This window comes from Pseudoalteromonas rubra, from assembly GCF_004212645.1.
Classification (GTDB): Bacteria; Pseudomonadota; Gammaproteobacteria; order Enterobacterales; family Alteromonadaceae; genus Pseudoalteromonas; species Pseudoalteromonas rubra_G.
Genome location: NZ_PPUZ01000009.1, coordinates 1 through 19296, shown reverse-complemented (window position 1 = coordinate 19296; position 19296 = coordinate 1). Strand labels below are relative to the sequence as shown.

Annotated in this window: 12 protein-coding genes and 2 pseudogenes; 5 read left to right on the top strand and 9 right to left on the bottom strand. The window is 50.5% G+C overall.

Features of this window, described 5'->3' with window-relative positions:
* The first annotated feature begins 138 nt into the window (after window positions 1-138).
* Entirely contained in the window at window positions 139-603 is a 465-nt protein-coding gene (locus C3B51_RS03980; protein WP_130244245.1) for a DUF4231 domain-containing protein, read from the top strand.
* A gap of 207 nt (window positions 604-810) precedes the next feature.
* Window positions 811-1726 (top strand): annotated as a pseudogene (locus C3B51_RS03975) (IS5 family transposase).
* Between the two features lie 128 nt (window positions 1727-1854).
* Here C3B51_RS03975 and C3B51_RS03970 read toward each other — a convergent pair.
* From C3B51_RS03970 to C3B51_RS03960, 3 genes and pseudogenes are all read right to left on the bottom strand, one after another.
* A pseudogene (locus C3B51_RS03970) lies at window positions 1855-3060 on the bottom strand (IS256 family transposase).
* A gap of 407 nt (window positions 3061-3467) precedes the next feature.
* Window positions 3468-5132 (bottom strand): hypothetical protein, encoded by a 1665-nt coding sequence (locus C3B51_RS03965; protein ID WP_130244244.1) that lies wholly within the window; start codon window positions 5130-5132, stop codon window positions 3468-3470.
* A 65-nt stretch (window positions 5133-5197) separates the two neighbouring features.
* On the bottom strand, window positions 5198-7075 hold the full coding sequence (locus tag C3B51_RS03960; RefSeq protein ID WP_130244243.1) for an alkaline phosphatase PhoX: 1878 nt from the start codon (window positions 7073-7075) through the stop codon (window positions 5198-5200).
* Window positions 7076-7318: 243 nt separating this feature from the next.
* Between C3B51_RS03960 and C3B51_RS03955 the strand changes: the two genes are divergently transcribed.
* Window positions 7319-7861 carry a DUF6942 family protein gene (locus C3B51_RS03955; protein WP_130244242.1) on the top strand — a complete coding sequence of 181 codons (543 nt, stop codon included), beginning with the start codon at window positions 7319-7321 and terminating at the stop codon, window positions 7859-7861.
* 1 nt (window position 7862) lies between these two features.
* Here the strand turns inward: C3B51_RS03955 and C3B51_RS03950 are convergent, their stop codons facing one another.
* From C3B51_RS03950 to C3B51_RS03935, 4 genes are read right to left on the bottom strand one after another with little or no spacing between them, the layout of a single operon-like run.
* On the bottom strand, window positions 7863-8528 hold the full coding sequence (locus tag C3B51_RS03950) for a class I SAM-dependent methyltransferase (protein ID WP_125719809.1): 666 nt from the start codon (window positions 8526-8528) through the stop codon (window positions 7863-7865).
* Window positions 8529-8537: 9 nt separating this feature from the next.
* Window positions 8538-12194: an AAA family ATPase gene (locus C3B51_RS03945; protein ID WP_130244241.1), complete on the bottom strand. Its 3657-nt coding sequence runs from the start codon at window positions 12192-12194 to the stop codon at window positions 8538-8540.
* Window positions 12191-13405 (bottom strand): exonuclease SbcCD subunit D C-terminal domain-containing protein, encoded by a 1215-nt coding sequence (locus C3B51_RS03940; RefSeq protein ID WP_130244240.1) that lies wholly within the window; start codon window positions 13403-13405, stop codon window positions 12191-12193. Before C3B51_RS03940 ends, C3B51_RS03945 begins: the two co-directional genes overlap by 4 nt.
* Window positions 13406-13458: 53 nt before the next feature.
* Entirely contained in the window at window positions 13459-13689 is a 231-nt protein-coding gene (locus tag C3B51_RS03935) for a hypothetical protein (RefSeq protein WP_046006323.1), read from the bottom strand.
* A gap of 435 nt (window positions 13690-14124) precedes the next feature.
* Between C3B51_RS03935 and C3B51_RS03930 the strand changes: the two genes are divergently transcribed.
* Window positions 14125-14619, top strand: coding sequence for a DUF6702 family protein (locus C3B51_RS03930; RefSeq protein ID WP_125719815.1), 495 nt, complete (start codon window positions 14125-14127; stop codon window positions 14617-14619).
* Between the two features lie 88 nt (window positions 14620-14707).
* Here the strand turns inward: C3B51_RS03930 and C3B51_RS03925 are convergent, their stop codons facing one another.
* Window positions 14708-16159: a metallophosphoesterase gene (locus C3B51_RS03925; RefSeq protein WP_125719817.1), complete on the bottom strand. Its 1452-nt coding sequence runs from the start codon at window positions 16157-16159 to the stop codon at window positions 14708-14710.
* Between the two features lie 78 nt (window positions 16160-16237).
* A complete protein-coding gene (locus C3B51_RS03920; protein WP_165389109.1) occupies window positions 16238-17038 on the bottom strand; it encodes a substrate-binding periplasmic protein in 801 nt (266 codons plus the stop codon).
* A gap of 176 nt (window positions 17039-17214) precedes the next feature.
* Between C3B51_RS03920 and C3B51_RS03915 the strand changes: the two genes are divergently transcribed.
* Window positions 17215-18792 (top strand): alkaline phosphatase D family protein, encoded by a 1578-nt coding sequence (locus C3B51_RS03915; RefSeq protein ID WP_125719821.1) that lies wholly within the window; start codon window positions 17215-17217, stop codon window positions 18790-18792.
* The last annotated feature ends 504 nt before the right edge of the window (window positions 18793-19296 follow it).

Genomic DNA, 19296 nt, shown 5'->3' with positions numbered 1-19296 from the left:
ATGATTTAGGAAACAACGCCGGAAAAATGTGACAAACTTCAAGTAAAGGCGGCCTCAAACGCATTCGAAGCAATGCTTTACTTATTTGACTCACCTGAATGGTCAGGAGTATTATATTAAATTTATTAGAAGGTGAAAATGAACATAAAGCTCAACTATAATGAAGAGGAAAGATTAGTAGAAAATAAAAAGGAAGAAATGAGAAAGAAAGCAGATCACAATAAGTTTGAAACGCTAATTTGTTTTAAGGTAATAATGTTATGCACATTACTTATTCCAATTTTCATCTCTTTTGGTTCAGGATCACTATATGGGAAACTGCTACCGTCCTTTTTATCTCTTTTGGCCGGTGCCATCACTGCTTGGGTTCAGTTGAGAAAGCCACAGGAACTATGGAAAATTTATAGAACCGCTCAGAGGAGGATGGAAACTGAGTTAGAGAAGTATCAATTTGAGATTGGAGATTATGAGTCTGAAGAAAAGCACAAGAATAAGTTACTTGTGGAAAAAGTAATTGAGATAAGTGAGGAAACCCATGAAAAATGGTCCAAGCACTTACCTTCCCCGGGGGAACTTAAAAACACAGTAAGTGCAAAAAATTAATAATTTTTTCATATCAATGAACCATCTTATGCGCAAATCAAAGAAGACGAATACAAGTATGAACTCTGCTTTGACAATAAATTCGGAGAAGAGTATATCTATTTCGTTCGGTTAATAATATTGACCGTTAGGGCGTTGTTTCCTAAATCATTGAACTAATTTAGCCTTGTGTGATCAGATCTCAAAAGCAAACACCGAGACTGAACTTTGAAAGAAAAGCGTATCACTAACTGGCGTGATTACAATAAAGCTCTTATCGCCAGAGGCAACATCCAGCTGTGGTTTTCTGAGGATGCAATTGCGCAGTGGCACAACACGCAACATCACGGCGGCAAAGGGCGAGCTAATCATTTCTCTGAGCTGGCGATTGAGACCTGCCTGACTTTGCGAGCTGCATTTCGCTTGTCTCTTCGAGCTGCACAGGGTTTTGTTTCTTCTCTGATATCTATGATGAAGCTTGATTTGGATACGCCAACTTATAGTTGTTTGTGCAAGCGAAGTGCAGAGCTGGCTGTTCATTACAGACCAAACTCCAATACTTCCGGAGGCATTGATATCGTGGTTGATAGTACAGGTTTGAAGGTATACGGAAACGGCGAGTGGCACGCAAGAAAACACGGCGCAAACAAACGCCGGACATGGCGAAAGCTGCATCTGGCCGTTGATGCAAATACACACCAAATCGTAGGCGCTGAATTGTCTACAATCACCGTAGCTGATTCAGAAGTTCTGGGCGACTTACTCAGACCATTGCGCCGGAAGGTCAGCTCGGTAAAAGCGGATGGCGCTTATGATACCCGAGACTGTTATGCCGAAGTGGCAGCCAAAAAGGCCGACGCAGTGATCCCGCCAAGGTGTAACGCGCAGTTGTGGGAAGATGGACATGCTCGTAACAGCGCGGTTATTTTAAACAAAGCATATGGGTAGCAGTGAGTGGAAAAAGTGTGTGAACTACCATCAACGCTCACTGGCGGAAACAGCAATGTACCGGTATAAACAGCTCATGGGTGACAAGCTGGTCAGTCGTGGATTCAATCAGCAGCACACTGAAGCGATGATCAAAGTGAAAGTGCTCAATAGAATGACTGGGCTAGGTATGCCTGAATATCAGGGAAACAGCTGAAATTGCAGTACTGCATCAGCTATCTGGATTTGATCAACAAGGCCGACCGTTAGTGTTCTCGTTCTGAAACACTAACGGAATTTCTGATTGCAGGAGGGTGTTCATAATTCTGTGTCAGCCTACTGAGCTCAAAGCTCGATGTAGTCATCCAAGCGCCCTGGAAAGTGGATGGCCATCTGCGATAGCGTGAGATTCCAGTTCTGGATAGGATGCGTCCACCGCTCTTGAGCTTTAAGTATACCGGCATAGAGTAGCTTTAGTAAGCTGTTTTCATTGGCAAAACCGCCCTTGGTTTTGGTCAGCTTCCGGAACTGGCGATGTACAGCCTCCACGGCATTTGTCGTGTAAATAGGCGTTCTTACGTAATTTGGGTACTTGAAATATGCGCTGAGTGTCGGCCATTTACAGCGCCATGATTTGATGACCAAAGGGTATTTTTCACCCCACTTGGCTTCCAGTTCGTCCAGCGCGATTTCAGCAGCATTCAGGGTTGCAGCCTTATAAACGCATTTGAGATCCGCCATGAAAGCCTTCTGGTTTTTGGATGCCACGTATTTGAGTGAGTTACGGATCTGGTGAATGATACAGTGCTGGATCTCTGTGTTCGGATAGATGGTTTCAATGGCTTCAGGGAAGCCTTTGAGGCCATCCACGCAGGCAATCAGGATGTCTTTAACACCTCGATTATTAAGGTCGGTCAACACGCTTAGCCAGTGATGGGCACCTTCCTGGTCTGAGAGATAGAGGCCCAAAAGCTCCTTTTTGCCTTCGATGTTGAGAGCCAAAATGGTGTAGATGGCTTTACTGACATAACGTCCGTTTTCTTTGATCTTGTAGTAAATAGCGTCAAGCCAAACAATGGGATATATGGCTTCCAAATCACGTTCACGCCAAGCCTGGAGCTCAGGCAGTAGCTTGTCTGTTACGGCATTAATAGTACCGTTGGAAATAGATATATCGTACATATCGGCGATGTGAGCGCGGATATCCTGGTAGCTGTTACCCAAGACTTAGAGCGCAAGAATCTTGCGCTCTAAGTCTTCGGTCAGATGGGTTTGGTGCTTTTTCACCAACTGCGGCTCGAAGGTGCCAGCTCGGTCACGAGGCGTCTCAAGTTCGAATGCACCAGTGGGCCCTTTGACGGTTTTAGTGGATTTACCGTTCTTACGGTTGGGCTCGGAGCTTTCAGCTAAGTGGTTTTCCAACTCAGCCTTCATTGCGGCTTCAGTGAGCTGTTTTATCAACGGGGTGAGCGCTCCATCTTTACCAGTGAGGTTTTTGCCGTCCTGGAGCGCTTTCAATACAGAATCTAAATCAAATTTTTGTGTAGTCATGGGTCATTTCTCTTTTTGTTTCTTAACTTATCGAAATGACACAGAAAATTGAACACTACCGATTGCAGGACAGCATAAATCCAGCTAAAACGGCTCATTTCACCTTGCGCAAAGGCCGCGCTAAAGCACGACTTTGCACGATATATCCATGAAAAGCGTTCGCAGTGCGGGGGCGCCGAGTCTGCGATGATTATTAATCATCGGTCGCATGAGGTACGAGTGGCAATACGTCCCTGTAGGGGGCTCCCGGCTTTTCATCCATGAAAAGCGTTCGCAGCGCGGGGACGCCGAGTCTGCGATGATTATTAATCATCGGTCGCTTAAGGTACGAGTGGGCACACGTCCATGTGGAGGGCTCCCGGCTTTTCATCCATGAAAAGCGTTCGCAGCGCTGCGATGATTATTAATCATCGGCCGCTGCTCACCCAATCAAGTTGCATGTCCCATTGGTGTTGGTTTTCCTTTTTTAACGGGGCCTGGGAGTCGTCTACTTGTTGCAGTACGTTGCTTGCTTCAACCAGTGTTGCGTCGCGGCCGAACAGGTAGCTTTGCTCTTCCACTATGGTTTTGTAGGCTTTGTTGAGTGCCAGTGCGCGCGCTTTTGACGGGGTGATCAGCTCGTACAGGCTATCTGCCGACTCAACTTTTTCTTTGTCTACCGTGCCGTCTGCTTTAAACCACTTTTGCAGCATTTCGCGGTTCTGGCGGAACTCGTCGCCACCGCCAACGCGGTTCATATAAGTCAGGAACTCGCCGAGTGTTTCGCCTTTGTTGGGTACATCTTTCATTGCTTTGAGGTTAATATAGCCCCAGCCGCGTGCGCCTTCTACTTTGCGGGCAAATGAGAAGGTCTGGTCGTAAGTTGAGCCTATGGTTTTGTGACAGCCATTACAAAATGCCAGCTCCTGCTTATGCTGCGGCCTCAGGTTACCTTGTTTGTCTTCAATGTAACCATTGATGGTCCAGCCAAAGGTGTTGTTGATACCCTGATCGCCCAGATACAGGGTTTGTGGCAGGTTTCCGAATTCTTTTTCTTTTTCTTCGCGATGATATGAAGAGTTTAGTGACTGGCGGGTTTTAAATCTGTGCTTTTTCATGTAGCGCACTTCTTTCATGCGCGGTGCGTTATAAATGCCACCATGTTCGTCCACACCAATGTAACGTACGGTATGCAGGAACTCGGTTTCCTGAGGGTAGAGCATATGCGCCAGCGCATCGGTGGCATCCCCTACATAATGTGATTGCCTGATTATCTCGCTGATTTCACCAAGCTTATTGTCGCCGTTTAAATCCTGGCCAATACGCTGCTCAGAGATTGTAGGAGTGGAGATCTTATCTAAGCCTTTTAGCGTCAGCTCAACCAGGCTCAGGTTTGCCAGATACACATCTTGATTGTACACGCCCCCTTTTGAGCGAAACGCTTCGGGCAAACGGATCATCACATCGCCCGTAGAGCCGTTGGTAGGCCAAAACGTCGATGGGAAGGGCTTGTAGTTAAACGCCACCCAGCCGCTGCCATCTTTGGCAAAGCCCATTTCATCAAAGGCTTTTTCAGGGTAGGCCAGGTTTTCCAGCGGGGTTAGCTCACCGCGCCATTGTTTATCCTGTTTCAGCTTTTCGATAAACGGGGTGTAATTATCCTGATTGATCCACGCCATAATCTCTTTATCTGGCATACCTGCGATCAGCTCTGCCCTGTCAACAAAGAGATTTTTCCAGTGGTTTTTCAGGCCCAAGTCAGAGAATTCATACGCGCCCTGCAAGTTACCATCGCGCATCGCGTTGGGTCTTTCCGGCTCTTGCTGATAAGACTGATGACAGGCATAACAGGGGTTATTTACACCATCGGTTTTGGTGTAACACTGAGGTGGGATCACGGACTCTGGGTTATAGACCTCATCGTGCTCCATGTAAGCAGTTGCGGGAATGTCATCACCGGGTTTGTAAGGTGCAGCTTTATGTGCTGACTGCGAGGCGATTAGTTCGGCAGCTTGATTATGATGTTGTGATTCCTCGCAGCCGGTCAGTGCCAGGCCAGTGAGTACCGCCAGGCCGATTACTTGGTATTTCATTTTTATGACGCCCATTTTTGGATAAAAAAATGCGGTGCCACGAACGGGCACCGCGAGTCTTACAATTACTTAGAGTTAGGATCGTACAACCACAGGGTGTTGTTTTCCTGGATACCGTCTTCACCAATGATGATGCGGCCGTCCTGCATAACAATCACGTTATCAGGCTGAGATAACTGATTGACATCACACTCTTGTGCACCAGTCAGGCTAGAGCGGTGCGTACCACCCATCACCACAGGCTCAATGCGAGTCAGGTTGTAGTTATTATCGATGTGCGCGCGATACACACCACCACAATCTTTAACACGCTCAGAGAGACGAATATCGCCCTTTCCATTAGTCATCGTGTCGTCAATGTCGGCAACACCGATATACATATAAGCCTGCTCAACCACTTCGCCTGGCACTCTGTCCTGACCAGTTACGGCTTCAACTACGCGGTCGTAGTTGATGCTGATCCCTTCCAGCTTGCGCCATTCAGCAGTCGCACCCAATTGTTTGGCCGCCTGGCGAGACTCAAGGAATGCGGCACGGTTATCCATAGGCTTACCTGCTGTAACCAGACCCCCCCCCTCAGCAAGTGTGGGGTAGGTTGCTTTACCGGTTGCCCAGGCTTTTACGTCAGCCACAGACAGGTAACTTGTTTGACCTTGAACAAAGTCTGCGGTACTGATTTCATCGTACTCGGCAATCCAGGCTTCAATTTCGGCATTGGTGCCCGATGCAATTTCAACCCAAGTCACATCAAAGCCAGTCACAGCCGGATCATTCAGGCCCTTGTCCTGAGTCAGCTTCGCACCATAAAGCGTACCTGAGCTCAGGTCTCTGGGTTGATCAGCAACGAACTTGAACAACACACCGCCCGTATCGTCCTGAGACGAGTAAACTGTGCGCTCATCCGGCATAACGACGGAGTTTTCATGCTCGTAACGACCAATAGTGAAGTGCTTAACAACATCTGGCGTATCAGAGAGCGGATTTTGCACTTCAGCAATATAACCGTAGCGGTAAGGGTTAGGGAACTCAGGTGCAACCAGCTCTTTCATTCTTTCTATCTTCACAAAGGCCGGATCATTCCAACTAGCATGTTGAGTGGTGTCAACGTCAGACCTTACAATCCACTCTTCAGACGTCAGTGGCGTGCCCCAGGGAGATACAGAGCCAAAGCAGTTTGCAGCGGTGCCTTTAACGGCATCAAAATCGAGCATCATGGCTTCTTCAATTTTCCACTTGCCTGTGTCGCTCTTGCTCATTTTAAGGCGGCTCATGCCACCCGGGTAAGCTTCCCAGTTAGTAAATAAATAACCTGTATTTTCATCGTCAGCACTTGGGATAAAACCATTGAAGTCCGGGTTATCATTTTCAAGGATTTTGTCACCTGAAGTGATGCCGTAGTGCACACCTAAGCCACCAGCCAGGCCTTTTTCACCCAAGTCCGCATACACATCACCGGTCTGACCCAGGATCTGGTATTGACCAATCGCAGTCACAACTGTTTGTCTCTCAAGCTCTGTCACTGGAACCGGTGAGCTCACAATATTGCGTGGCAACTCGTTGAAATTCACACCCGTTAGTACGCCCACAGTGCCGCCGTCATAAGGGCGCTGATTACCATCTACCAATGTATTCGCATCGCTTGGGTGCTGTACATTGAAGAACAGATCGCCTTGCTCGCTCAGGAACAAACCTGTGACCTCAGCACCTGCTGGCACAGTGGCGATACGGATCAGACCTGAACCACCGTTTTGACCATCTTTACCGGCAACACCGTCAACACCATCTGTACCATTGGTACCGTTCGTGCCACTATTGCCTTGTTCTCCCTGAACACCTTGCTCACCCTGAACACCCTGAGGGCCTTGTTTACCATCATCACCATCACAGGCGGTTAATGCCACTGTGACGGCAGCGGCGATCAACGAATATGCTATGCGCTTCATTAGTTACTCCGAGTTAGTTGCTACAATTGCTACAGTTATTGTTATCAAGCGCACAACAGGTTGGGATGAACCGGTTACAGATACATTGCTTAAACATTAAAGTTTTCAGTCAGTTATAAGTCAGATAAAAGACATCCCAGATAAATCGGTAGTTCCACCCGGTGTAAAGGGGGTTTACAGAACACGCAGTGGTAAAAACAGATATAATGGTCAGAGTATTAGCACGCACTATTTACAGAGATCATGAATTTACCAACTTACGGATTTGGCGCAGAGCAGGGGTTGCTGGCCATTTATGTTGAGCACCCGCCAAAACTCGCAGAATTTCAAAATTTGAATAAAGTCATAGCGTTACAGACAGGAGAGATAGACTACATTAACCAGCAATGCGGCAACGGCTGGCGCAAAGTGTTTAATGTGTATGCTAAATTTGTGGCTGAGCTTAGCCATCCAGATCATGATTTTACTAACCACCCGGAGCAGTACCCAAGCTGGCAGCAATATCGGGATAAACGGCTGTTACAGCAGGGCTGTCAGGAGGCTTTGCTGTTTTCTGTGCCTGATCTGGCAGCAAATCGCTATGACTGGCACATCATAGCGGGCCGCACCTATGGCAAAACGCTACTCAGAGATCATCTTTTTACTAACTCTTTGCACTGGATAGATGAAGAGTTTGCCATCGACCCCGTCAGTAAGTTATTGATTTGCCCGTACTTGGATTATCGCCAGCTTAGTAATATTAAGATCTCAAAGTTGGTGGCGCTAATCCGTGCAGGTGCCAGCTGATTTATTGTCTTACACAAGCTAAGCCACTGAACCCTAAGGCTTTAAAAAACATCTGCGCGGTCGAAAAGCCACTTTCATCCAGCAATTCGGCCAGCCGCATCCGATCGAGTGGGTAAAATTCGTGCTCCAGATTATGGCGCATCCGCTCTTCGCCGATGTGGGTCAGTCCCATCGCGCGGCAGTGCTTTAGCTGAGACTCCCGCTCGAACTGGGTTTCAGGCTTCATCAGGTCAGCCAGTAGCAGCTGCTTACCAGGCTTGAGATTACTATGAATTGACTCCAGTAGTGCCAGCTTAGCGCCATCGTCTGCCACAAAATGCATCACCAGCAGGCACAGCGCTATATCAGCCTGATACTGGCCCGGGCTCAGCGGCCCTGAATGTATGGTCACCCGTGACGACAATCCCAGGTTAGTAAAATTTTGATCTGCGATGGCCAGCATATCGTCCGATACATCCTGCACAATGAATGTCCAGCTCGGGTTACTCTCTGCCAGCTGCAATACTTCTTTGCCCGTACCGGCTCCCACAATCAGGATCTGTGCCTGCTCGGGGAGCAAGGTTTGCAACTGCGCCTGCACCAGTTCATGGAGCAACTGATAACCGGGCACCAGGCGTTCAATGCGGCTGTCGTAATGGGTTGCTTCATCCTGTGTAAAACTGGGCATGGTATGTCCTTATCGTTCGCTGATGGTGACCGACGAATAACCACCGGCCTGTTTTTGTACTTTTATCTGGGTGGCAACCCGCTCGGTCATTTCCGCAACATGAGAGATCACACCCACTTTTCGCCCCTGAGATTGCAAGGCATCAAGTGCATCCAGCGCCACACTGAGGGTTTGCGGATCTAAAGTACCGAACCCTTCGTCGATAAACAAGGAGTTGATCTGCACCTGATTAGAAGACAATGAAGCCAGGCCCAGCGCCAGCGCTAAAGAAACCAGGAACGACTCGCCCCCCGATAAAGTGTTCACACTGCGCTGCTCATCGGCCATATCGCGGTCAATAATGGCGATTTCCAGCGACTGACCAATCACAGTCAGGCGGTAACGCTTGCTCAGGCTGCAAAGATGATGGTTGGCATATTGCAATAAGATCCTGAGCGTCTGGGTCTGCGCCAGGTTGCGCATGGTTTTACCCGTCGCATCGCCCAGCAGGCGGTTTAATAAATGCCAGTGCTCATATTCGGCTTGTTGCGCCTCAAGTGCTTCATACTGCTCTGCCAGATAGGCTTTGTTGTCTTCGTGCTGTTTCAGTAAAGCATTGACGCTGATAAGCTTTGCCTGGCTACCATCACGCTCTTGCTGTAACTGTGCCAGTCGCTCTGTAAGCTGCGCCTGGCTTTGCTCTGTCACAGGCTCGGCGCGCAATGTCTGTAGCTCCTGTTGCAAATGCGCGTGTTTGTTCTGTGCACTGTGTAGCGCTTTGCTCAGAGCATCATGCTCGTCCAGCAGTGTCTGCCACTGGTTTTTATCCCATTGCAGCAGTGCCTCAACCTCGTCTTCTATCATGCTGTCAAACTGAGTTTGCAGCTCCGCCAGCCAGCTCTGATAACGCGCCTGAACCTTCTCAAGTGCTTCTTGTAACTGCTGCTGTGATTGCTGCTTATGGGCCAGCATGAGGGCCTGAGACTCCTGCGCCTGACGCAGCTGGGCCAGGCCCTGCGTCGCCTGAGTTTGCAGGGCTTCAGCCTGTTGTTGTTCATCCAGCAAAGACTGATGCCAGTTGTCTGCGCTGATCTCAAGTGGCTGAATGGCTACCCGCTCACGTGTCAGCGCATCACCTTTGTCGGTCAACGCCTGTCGGGACTGCGCCGCTTTATCGAGCTGCGTCTGCTTATCCTGACATTGCTGGCGTAGCAGCTGAGCTGTATGTTCATCTTCACTGATCTTGTGCTGTAACTGGCTGATCTGTTGCTGTTGTTGCTGTCTGATCTGCACCTGCTCGCCCAGTGTAGTAATGGCCTGTTCAGGTGCTTGCTCAAAGGCGTGCCACCATTGTGGCGCACTGTATAGCAACTTAACCTGAGCCAGTGCCTCTTGTTGCTCCGCCTCCAGCTCCGCTTGTCTGGTTTGCCCATAAGCTTTGGCCTGCTCTGCGCGTTCAAGCTGGCTTTGTAGCTGCTGGTTTTGTTGCTCCAGCTGCTGTATTTCATGCTGGCAAGCTTGCTGTTGCTGCCAAAGCTGTTGCTGTTCTTTGCTCAGCTGGCTGTAGGTTTGCAGCTTTTTATCCAGTTGCTCAAGATGTGCCTGAGGATCGTCGGTGTCGCGCAACTGAGCGGGCAGCTGCGCCAGCGCCTCGGCAATTTGCGTCAGCTTGCGATTAAGCTGCGCTTCGTGTTGCAATGCCGCCTGTAACTGACCGTTGCATTGCTCAGCCTGGCCAACCAGCGCATGATACCGTTGTTGTGTCTGCTCGCGGGCTTGCTCAGCAGCCTGATATTGCGACTCAAAGTCTGCAATCAGCGTTTGCCAGTGGCTGTCGATATGCTCCACACCATAAGGATGTTCCGTCGAGCCACACACCATACATTCCTGTCCGGCAACCAGTTGCGCCCTTAATGTGCTGATGTTGTCACTGGCACGGAACCGCACTTGCTGCAGATTTTCCTGGGTCAGCAATACTCGTTGTCTGGTCAGCTCATCCTGCTGCTCGGTGTCTTTGAGTTGCTGTTGCAGGCTGTGATGCTGATGCCGCAGGCGGTCAATGTGCAGCCGGTGCTCGCCCAGCTCCTGCTGCAACTGGGCACGCTGTGACTGATTTTGTTGCGCCTGCGCCAACTGGGTGCGCTGAAACTGCAATGTTTCATAATCAAGCTCGTTAAGCTCAGATTGAGTGGCACTCAGCCTGGTCTGAATATCTGCCAGCTGCCGGTTCTGCTCCGTTAATCTGGGTTGCAGTGCCTGCTGTGCTTGTTTGTCTTTATCGGCATTAAGCTGTGCCTGGTGTTGTTCTTCCGCCAGCTTATTGAGCTGACCCTGACACGCCTGCCACTGCTTTAATGCACTGCTTATCTGTCCCCATTGCTCGCTCGCTTGCGTCAGCGCAGGGTCGGCCTCACAGGCTTGCTGTAACTGAGCGAGCTGCTGACGTTCGGTGTTCAGCTGAGTATCAAGCGCCTCACTTCGCTGTTGCAACACCTCATGTTGCTCTCGCTGGGCGTTATACTCCGCGCAGCTTTGCGCCAGCAGTTGTTTGTTGGCTTCGCGCTGTTGATCCAGTTCACGCAATGATTGCAGGGCAGGGGTGCACACCTGCAACTGGTTTTTCGCCTCGCTGAGTCGGCCCTGAGCTGCTTGCAACTCACCTTCCGCTGCGCGGATCTGCGGTGCATAATCTTGCTGCTGCAATTGGCCAATATCCAGGTCTAATTGCTTGAGCCGGGCAGTGGTATCGCGTGCCTGAGCCCGGTTGTCAGCAATCACCTCAACGGCTTTTGCACGCCGGGCGCGGTCGAAACCCAGGGCCTGTGCACTCAGGCGCTGTTGACACTGCGTTTGTTCCTGCTCTGCCTGAGCACATTGCTGAGCCAGCTTGTCACAGGCCTGATACCAGTTAATGCCTTGCTCCAGGTGTTTTTCTTCCTCACGGGCCTGTGCGATAGCCGCCGTCAGCTGAGCGGCAGTTTGCTGGTTTTCAGCCAGCGCCTCATCGCTGAGTAAGGTTACATGGTTAAGCGACTGTTTGCGCTGCGCCAGTGCGTCTTGTTTGGCTTTGTGATGCTCAAAAATCGCTTTTCCTATGACACTGAATTTGGCCGTGCCGGTCAGAGTTTCGAGCAGTTGTGCCCGCTCATCACTGTTGGCTTTCAAAAACGCCGCAAATTCATGTTGTGCAAGCAGAACGGCGCGAGAAAACTGCTCAAAGTTCAGGCCCAGCAACTGTTCCAGCAGCTGTTTGGCTTCGGTGGTTTTGCTGGCTAGTACCGTGTCATCAGCAAGGCGCACCACCTGATGCTCCGCTTCTTTGATACGACCATCGAGTTTGTTGCGGGCGCGTCCCACCCGCCAGCTGGCGCGGTATTGGTTGCCATCCTGACCACAAAAAGTGACTTCGGCGCGGCCACTAACACAGCCCCGGCGCAGTAAGTTACGGGGGTCGTTGAGCTTGAGCTCATCGCCATTGAGCATCACTTTGTTTTTTGCATCGGCCTTCAGTCGGGCCGTTTTGCCGTACAGCGCCAGACATATCGCATCCAGCAAGGTACTTTTACCAGCCCCGGTGTCGCCAGTGATGGCAAACAAGCCAGTGTCTTTTAACGGTGGCTGGGTAAAATCAATGTCGGCATCCGCCAGTGACGCCAGGTTTTGCACCTGGATCCCAAGTAATTTCATGCTTCCTGCTCCTGTACACTCGCCAGCACCTGCATCAGGCAATCTTGTAAGGCTTGTGGCACGGCCTGCTCACTGTCTATTTGTGTCCGATATGCCAGTTCCAGCAAACTCACCGGCTCTAGCTTCTCGACCTGGCCCAGGTCTTCAAAATGCGGCTCGTCTGCGGCTTGTTGTGTATTGCTGACACGCTCGATGCCACAAAAATGCACCGGCTTGTCTGTCAGCGCCTGTTCAATCTTGTGACGAAACTGACTATCCGTTTCACTGGCATTGAGCCGCAGCCTCAGATAGGGCGTTGCAGTGTCCTGGTATTGCGACAAATCGAGTTCACTGAGTAAAGTCATTAACTCATCCAGAGTCGCACCACCGCGCTCGGGGAGCAAAATAACTTGCTTGAGGCGGGGAACGTCAAGGGGCTTTACACTACTCAGCGCGTTGTTGGTAAATTCCACCAGCAACACCTGATGGCGATAGTTACGCTCGGAAAACGACATAGGCAGAGGTGTGCCGCAATAGCGAATGGCCTCGCTGCCAGCGACTTTTTGCGCCTTGTGTAAATGCCCAAGCGCAACATAGTCGGGGCGCTCACCAAACACATCCGCCGTAATGGCATCAAACCCGCCAATGGTGATATTGCGCTCTGAATCGCCGGAAATACTACCACCTTTCGCATGTAAGTGGCCCATAGCCAGAACCGGGAATTGCGCATCCAACGCCTGGTAAGCAGCCTGATAAGCACGTGCAACACCACGCTGATAGGCCTGCGGGTCGTCAGCCTGAGCTTCTAGGTCGGCACTGCGTAAAAATGGCATGGCCACAACCTGCAAAGTGCCATTGGCAGTGCTGAGGGTTTTCACCACATCCTGAGGATTGTGCTTATCAAAGCGACCCACAACATGGGTATCAAACTGGCTGAGCAGGGGTTTAGCCGTTTCTATTCGGTTTGCCGAGTCATGATTACCAGCCGTGATCACAATATGCAGATTGGGGTTGTCGGTTTTCGCGCGCCTGATGAAGGCATAGAGCTGCTGCTCAGCCATGGCTGAGGGCGTGGCACTGTGATAAATGTCGCCACTGACAATCAGTACATCGATTTGATGAGAAGTGAGTGTGTTGCACAGCCAGTCGAGAAAAAACTGATGCTCAGCATGACGGCTGTGCTCGTAAAACTGTTGACCCAGATGCCAGTCGGATGTGTGTAAAACCTTCATGCAGCGTTCCTTAACCTTAATGTCGGTTAATATACACTGCTTAGGCGAATAGGTTAATGGCTGAGTTGACGCCAGGCGTAAATCACCACCGGGATCACCAGCAACCACAATGCTCTGAGATAACGGTTATGCCTGCCATGCAAACGCTTCAAGGCCGACTTCTCGTTACATGCGGCCACTTTATCAACATAAAAATAGCCATCATCTAGATACTCTTTACAGTTCTGTTCGTCCGCCGGAATGGCAACGAGTTTCTCATGTTTTTTTAGTATGTAGAAATCCATACTGCTCACCACATTTTAAGCTAAACGGGTACTTAGTACAGAGCAAAACCAACGCCAGTTTTACTCGCCGATTGAAAAGTCCGCGATTTTACTGGGAATTTAGTTTCGATTTCAACCATTGAATTTGGCTTTTTTAATTTATTTGTAAAATAGAGACAATAAATTTGCAAAATGGGAACTTGGCACGAAAATTATTGTTATTTTGACACACAGACTCTGTCATTTTTACACACTCAAAATCTTAGCGCCTTACGTGCTGGCAGTGGCGATGGATCCATTTCATCACATTCATAACCGGTGCACACAATGCAAAAACCTATTGTACTCACTACATACCGATTATTTTAATCTGGATAACAAGCTCAGCAGTAAAATAACAATATTCCAGGGCGATACACGCTATGATAGAAGCCGTAAGCAACCAAGAGGTACCCCATGAAGGATCGGCTGATTGCCGCACTGGCATTAATTTGGGTGAACACAGCCACAGCACACCAGATCAAGGCAGCAATGACGACCGTGCTGATAGACCCTGGCAGTGCGCAACTCGAAGTGATGCACCGATTTCATCTGCACGACACAGAGCATGCCGCTGAAGCACTGTTTGGTGAAGACGCCGACCTGTTTAACAATGAGTCCGACAGAGCGCGCTTTACTCAGTATGTCGTTGGCAACGTGGCGCTGAAGGATGAAGCCGGTAAAACCATCCCGCTAACTTTAGCCAGTGGCAGCATCGACGGGCAATTTTTCTGGGTTATTCAGCGCGCACCTGTGCCCGTCCCACTGAACCGCCTGCAAATGCGTCACGACGCACTCAGAGACATCTGGCCCACTCAGGTCAACATGGTCAATTTCAAAACCCATGACACGGTTCACACTCTGCACTTTAACGGTGACGACAGCTGGCTGTGGGTGAACTTTTCAAAATAACCGGTTACTAGGAACGCATTGTCCGGACAGGTCAGATAGGAAAAAAGAGTAATGATCGCCACCTTTGCTCAGGTGGCGATCTGCTGTTTCAACGCGCTATCTGGCACAGGGCTTTACCTTGTTCAGCCTGCTTGCTGCCACACTCAAGAAACACCTGGCCCTGCGTGTTGTAAAACTGCCCCTGCCATTGGTGGTCTTTTTCCAGTTCAATGGAAATATAACCAAACTCACCCTGGGTATTGCCCTGCGCGCGCTTGCCATCAATCTGGGCACTGAATCCGCTGTTTGCGCCGGTTGAACTCAGGCTCACGCCACTGTTGCCCACCACCAGCTGAGGGGGACGGCCACTGTCCTTACCAAAGGCCAGCGACTGGTAAATATGCATATGCCCGGACAGAGACAAGCTGACCTCGGGCGGTAACTGCTGCGACTGGGTGGTTTTCAGTGCCGTTTGCAGCATATCGGTAATAGAAGGCGTGCCAACCGGCCCGCTTTGCCCCCACAGCGGTCTGTGCGTCATCATCCATAACGGGGTTTTCACTCGCGATGCCACTTGCTGTAAGCGGGAATACTGGTCGCGATACTGGCGTGTGAGGGTCTGTGGCGCACGCGAATCGCAGGCATTGGCCGAATCCATCACCCACAGTGCCAATGAGTCTAGCTCAAGCAAGTAAGGGTCTATCATGACAATATGACCGCTGGCCTCGCTGGGCGGCTGGCTGAACTCGCCCTGATAGGGGCAAGACTGCTGCGCGATACCACCGGGCAAATCAGAGCCAGGCCCAAGGAAATAAAACCAACCCGGGCCTGCGCGACTGCACAATTCATGATTGCCTCTGGCAAATACCCAGGGGGCGCTTGCCAGCAACGACTTAGCCGGGGCGAATAAATCGGCCTGCCAGCTCTGCCAGGTGTCGGGCTTGGGACTGCCGCTGGCATTTTGTGAGTAATAGGTTTCGGTCAATCCACATGAAGGGCCACCATAGCCGCCATCTCCCGCATCATAAGCGTAAATGTCTTTGCTGATACTGCCCGACGTGCCACGGTAGTTAAAGTCGCCCATATGCAGGATCAGCTGCTTGGTTTGCTTTGCCCCCAGCTCTGCCAGCTGAGCAAAGGGCTGCGCTGCACTTGCGCCTTCGCACACCGAACTTTTACAGCCCGAATCGCCAAAGACCTGAATACGCTCAGGAGCCAGCGTGACCGGAGCCAGCTCTATGCCACCGTAGGAGAGCCGATAGCGGGTATCCGGGTTTATCACGGCTTCACAGACCGTCACCGGAAAATTATCTGGATCCGGATTTAATCGCCTGGCCTGCGTTTTTATCGCTTCACCACTTGAGGGCAGCAATTGCGGGCATTGCTGGTCGCTGATATGCGCACCATCGACAATGGCTCTGGCGTAGACTTGCACGCCACCTTTTTGCGTGGGTGCCAGCATAGTATAAGCGGCATAAACGTGTGGATCGTTGGCAGCACTGTCTGCGGTGCCCATGCACCCGGAGAGTAAAACAAACAGAGGGAGAATGTGTTTGCGCATTGTTGTTTCCTTTATTGCGGCTCCATTAGCTTCCTTAGTGTAGACCACAATAAAGCGGTATTTGTATTACCGCTTGTTTCAGTGAGCCCCGCGCGGCACGGTATGATGGGTATAATGTTCAACCAGCTTGTCTATGTCCGGGCGCAGGCGCTTTATCACGCCATTAAAACGCGCCAGCTGCGCTGCGTCGAACAGCCCTTTGCGCAACAAAAAGTGCACCTGATTGTTGTGTACCGGATAGTCCCAGATATGAAAGTTTTTGATCCCCAGTTTGCGGCCCATAAAGCGGCCGAGAATTTCGTCTTCAATAATAAAGTCGACGCGCTTTTTGGCCAGCATTTCGACGCGCTGCGTACTACCCGAGATCCCCACCAGCAAATGTCCAAAATCGGGGTTATCGGCAAGGTTTTTGAGCTCCTCTCCATAGTATGAGCCAATGCTCAGCCCGATCCGATAACCCAGCCGCAGCAATGCTTTTAAGTCCATTGCCATACGCGGCTGGCGCAGGGAGAACAGGCGCATTTTTTCCCACCGGTAAGGGTCAGAAAACACGCCAAGCTCGGCACGCTCCTGCACATAGCTGACCATCAGCAACACATCTACAGCCCCTTTACCCAGCTGATCTAAACTTCGGGCAGACGTGGGCAGGCGTAAAAAGCGCGGGCAAATATTCAGCTCACTAAACACCTTGCGGGCAATCTCTACATCCAGCCCGTACGCCCCGCGTTCATCTACCGCTGTCAGTGGCGGCCAGTCGGCGACAACACCAATTTTAACTTCGCTGGCACACGGCTGCTGCGCCACAGCCTTTGGCCCGTAAAACAAAAACCCCGCAATAAAAAAGCACCACACTCTGAGATACCACCTGACACCAACCACTCTCACCTGCTTATTATCTGACCTTGGTTTTTATAGTTATAGCCATTTTCACGTCAGTTTTAAATCAAAGCAGCCAGTTTGGTCGCAAAGCATGTTCAATGTAATATTTTTGTTATATAAAATTAACACAAACGCGTTTAAATACCGCCCAAAAATGACAATTAGAGTATTTACTTATGAGCCTATCCCGTCGCGATTTCTTTAAAACCAGCCTGATGCTGTCCACCGTTCCCCTCACTCTGGGGCTGAGCGGCTGTACTTTTTCACAAAACCCGTTCAGCCATGGCGTTGCCAGCGGCGACCCATTAGATGACCGGGTGATCTTATGGACACGCATTACTATTCCGCCCGAGGTGCAGGAGCGGGTAGATATGGCCACACTCAGTGTCAAAGTGCTCTGGCAGGTCTCGGAGGATCCGCAGTTTTCTGTACTTGTTGCAGAGGGTTATGAGATCACCGATGGACAACGCGATTTCACCGTTAAGGTTGATGCCAGCGGACTTGCACCCGATACCCGCTATTATTATCGCTTTATCATTGATGAGCTGGATAAGCCCATTACCTCGCCGACAGGGCGCACCAAAACTCTGCCAGCCTATGATGTTAGCCAGGTTAAACTGGCCATGACGTCGTGCTCGCACTTTAGCTATGGGTACTTTAATGTGTATGCCCGTATCGCGGAAATTGACGACCTGGATGCCGTACTGCACCTGGGTGACTACCTGTACGAATACGGTAATAAAGATGTCTACCGCAATCCGTTCCTTTGGAACCGTAAAGTTCAGCCAGCTCATGAAATGGTGACGCTGGAAGACTACCGGATTCGCCATGCCTGTTATAAAACCGACGAAGACTTGCAAACCCTGCATCAGACCCACCCGATGATCTGTATCTGGGATGACCATGAATTTACCAACGACACCTGGTCGGGCGGGGCAGAAAACCACAATGACGGCGAAGGCGACTGGCAAACCCGTAAGGCCGCTGCCATTAAAGCCTATTATGAGTGGATGCCGATCCGTGAACCAAGCGACAACAACCGGGAGCGATCTTATCGCCGCTTCCAGTTTGGATCTTTGCTGGATCTGAATATGCTCGACACCCGTTTGATCGGCCGCGATCAGCAAGTTGAGATCAAAGATCCGGCGCGCCTGGATGAATCACGCACTTTACTGGGCTACGCGCAGGAACAATGGCTGTACGACAACTTGTTTGAGGCCAAGCAAAACGGCGTACAATGGAAGCTGCTGGGCCAGCAGGTACAGATGATGCAAATTCAGATGTTGGGCAAACCTATCAATGGCGATGCCTGGGACGGTTACCCGGCTGCGCGCCATCGTCTGCTTGATTTTATTGAACAAAACCAGATAGATAACGTGGTGTTTTTAACCGGTGATGTACACTCGTCATGGGCCGCAAACATCTGTAAAAACCCCTACGACTGGCACGAATACAACCGCTTCACTCACGAAGGGGCCATTGCAGTAGAGATCGTCACCTCGTCGGTCACGTCACCATCAATTCCGGTGCCGGGCCTGCAACAGTTGGTAGGCGATGTTGGTAAAATCCTGATCCCGGAGAATCCTCACATCCGCTATATCGACCTGGCCAACCGCGGCTTTGTAACCCTGGACATCACTCAGGACGAGCTGAATGCCAGCTGGCACCATGTGCCGTTCGTCGGCTTTAAGAATGATCAGTCGCACATTGGCAAGCGCTTTACCGTTAAGGCTGGCAAAGCCAAGCTGGTTTAATCGCAGCGCAAGTGGCACTTTTGCGCTACCAGGTCGCATCAGTGCCACTTTGTGACCTTATCCGGCTCTGCGGTTGAGTCATATACTACCAAGCGACGCATACTTCATGATCCACCTGCTGGTATGGCAGTGTATTCAAGTAGATCCCGCATCAAGTGCGGGATGACTGGTTGTGTATGTTAGTTTGTGCGCTACTCACTTAATTCCCATGCGCGATAAATGGCGGTTGTATCTTAAGTAAGGCTTTATTAACCCTTTGGCACATTCATATTTTCACTCAATTTTACCCACATATCCGTCATCCCAGCTCTGCGCCCCCGGCCCGATCCGGGAACCACTCACAGCCAAAAGGAGCCTGATTTGACCAAGACTGAAAGCTGCAATGGAAAACTCCATTCAGTCCACAACATAACGCTGCATGCTCGCTCCAGAGCTAGCCTCACCTCCGTCATCCCGACCTCACCTTCGTCATCCCGGCCTTGAGCCTGTCTCTTGATCACATTT

Coding starts and splice junctions, on each gene's coding strand:
- C3B51_RS03935 (WP_046006323.1), bottom strand. CDS start 13,689: ATGGATTTCTACATACTAAAAAAACATGAGAAACTCGTTGCCATTCCG.
- C3B51_RS03960 (WP_130244243.1), bottom strand. CDS start 7,075: ATGAAGCGCATAGCATATTCGTTGATCGCCGCTGCCGTCACAGTGGCA.
- C3B51_RS03965 (WP_130244244.1), bottom strand. CDS start 5,132: ATGAAATACCAAGTAATCGGCCTGGCGGTACTCACTGGCCTGGCACTG.
- C3B51_RS03950 (WP_125719809.1), bottom strand. CDS start 8,528: ATGCCCAGTTTTACACAGGATGAAGCAACCCATTACGACAGCCGCATT.
- C3B51_RS03980 (WP_130244245.1), top strand. CDS start 139: ATGAACATAAAGCTCAACTATAATGAAGAGGAAAGATTAGTAGAAAAT.
- C3B51_RS03930 (WP_125719815.1), top strand. CDS start 14,125: ATGAAGGATCGGCTGATTGCCGCACTGGCATTAATTTGGGTGAACACA.
- C3B51_RS03945 (WP_130244241.1), bottom strand. CDS start 12,194: ATGAAATTACTTGGGATCCAGGTGCAAAACCTGGCGTCACTGGCGGAT.
- C3B51_RS03955 (WP_130244242.1), top strand. CDS start 7,319: ATGAATTTACCAACTTACGGATTTGGCGCAGAGCAGGGGTTGCTGGCC.
- C3B51_RS03940 (WP_130244240.1), bottom strand. CDS start 13,405: ATGAAGGTTTTACACACATCCGACTGGCATCTGGGTCAACAGTTTTAC.
- C3B51_RS03915 (WP_125719821.1), top strand. CDS start 17,215: ATGAGCCTATCCCGTCGCGATTTCTTTAAAACCAGCCTGATGCTGTCC.
- C3B51_RS03925 (WP_125719817.1), bottom strand. CDS start 16,159: ATGCGCAAACACATTCTCCCTCTGTTTGTTTTACTCTCCGGGTGCATG.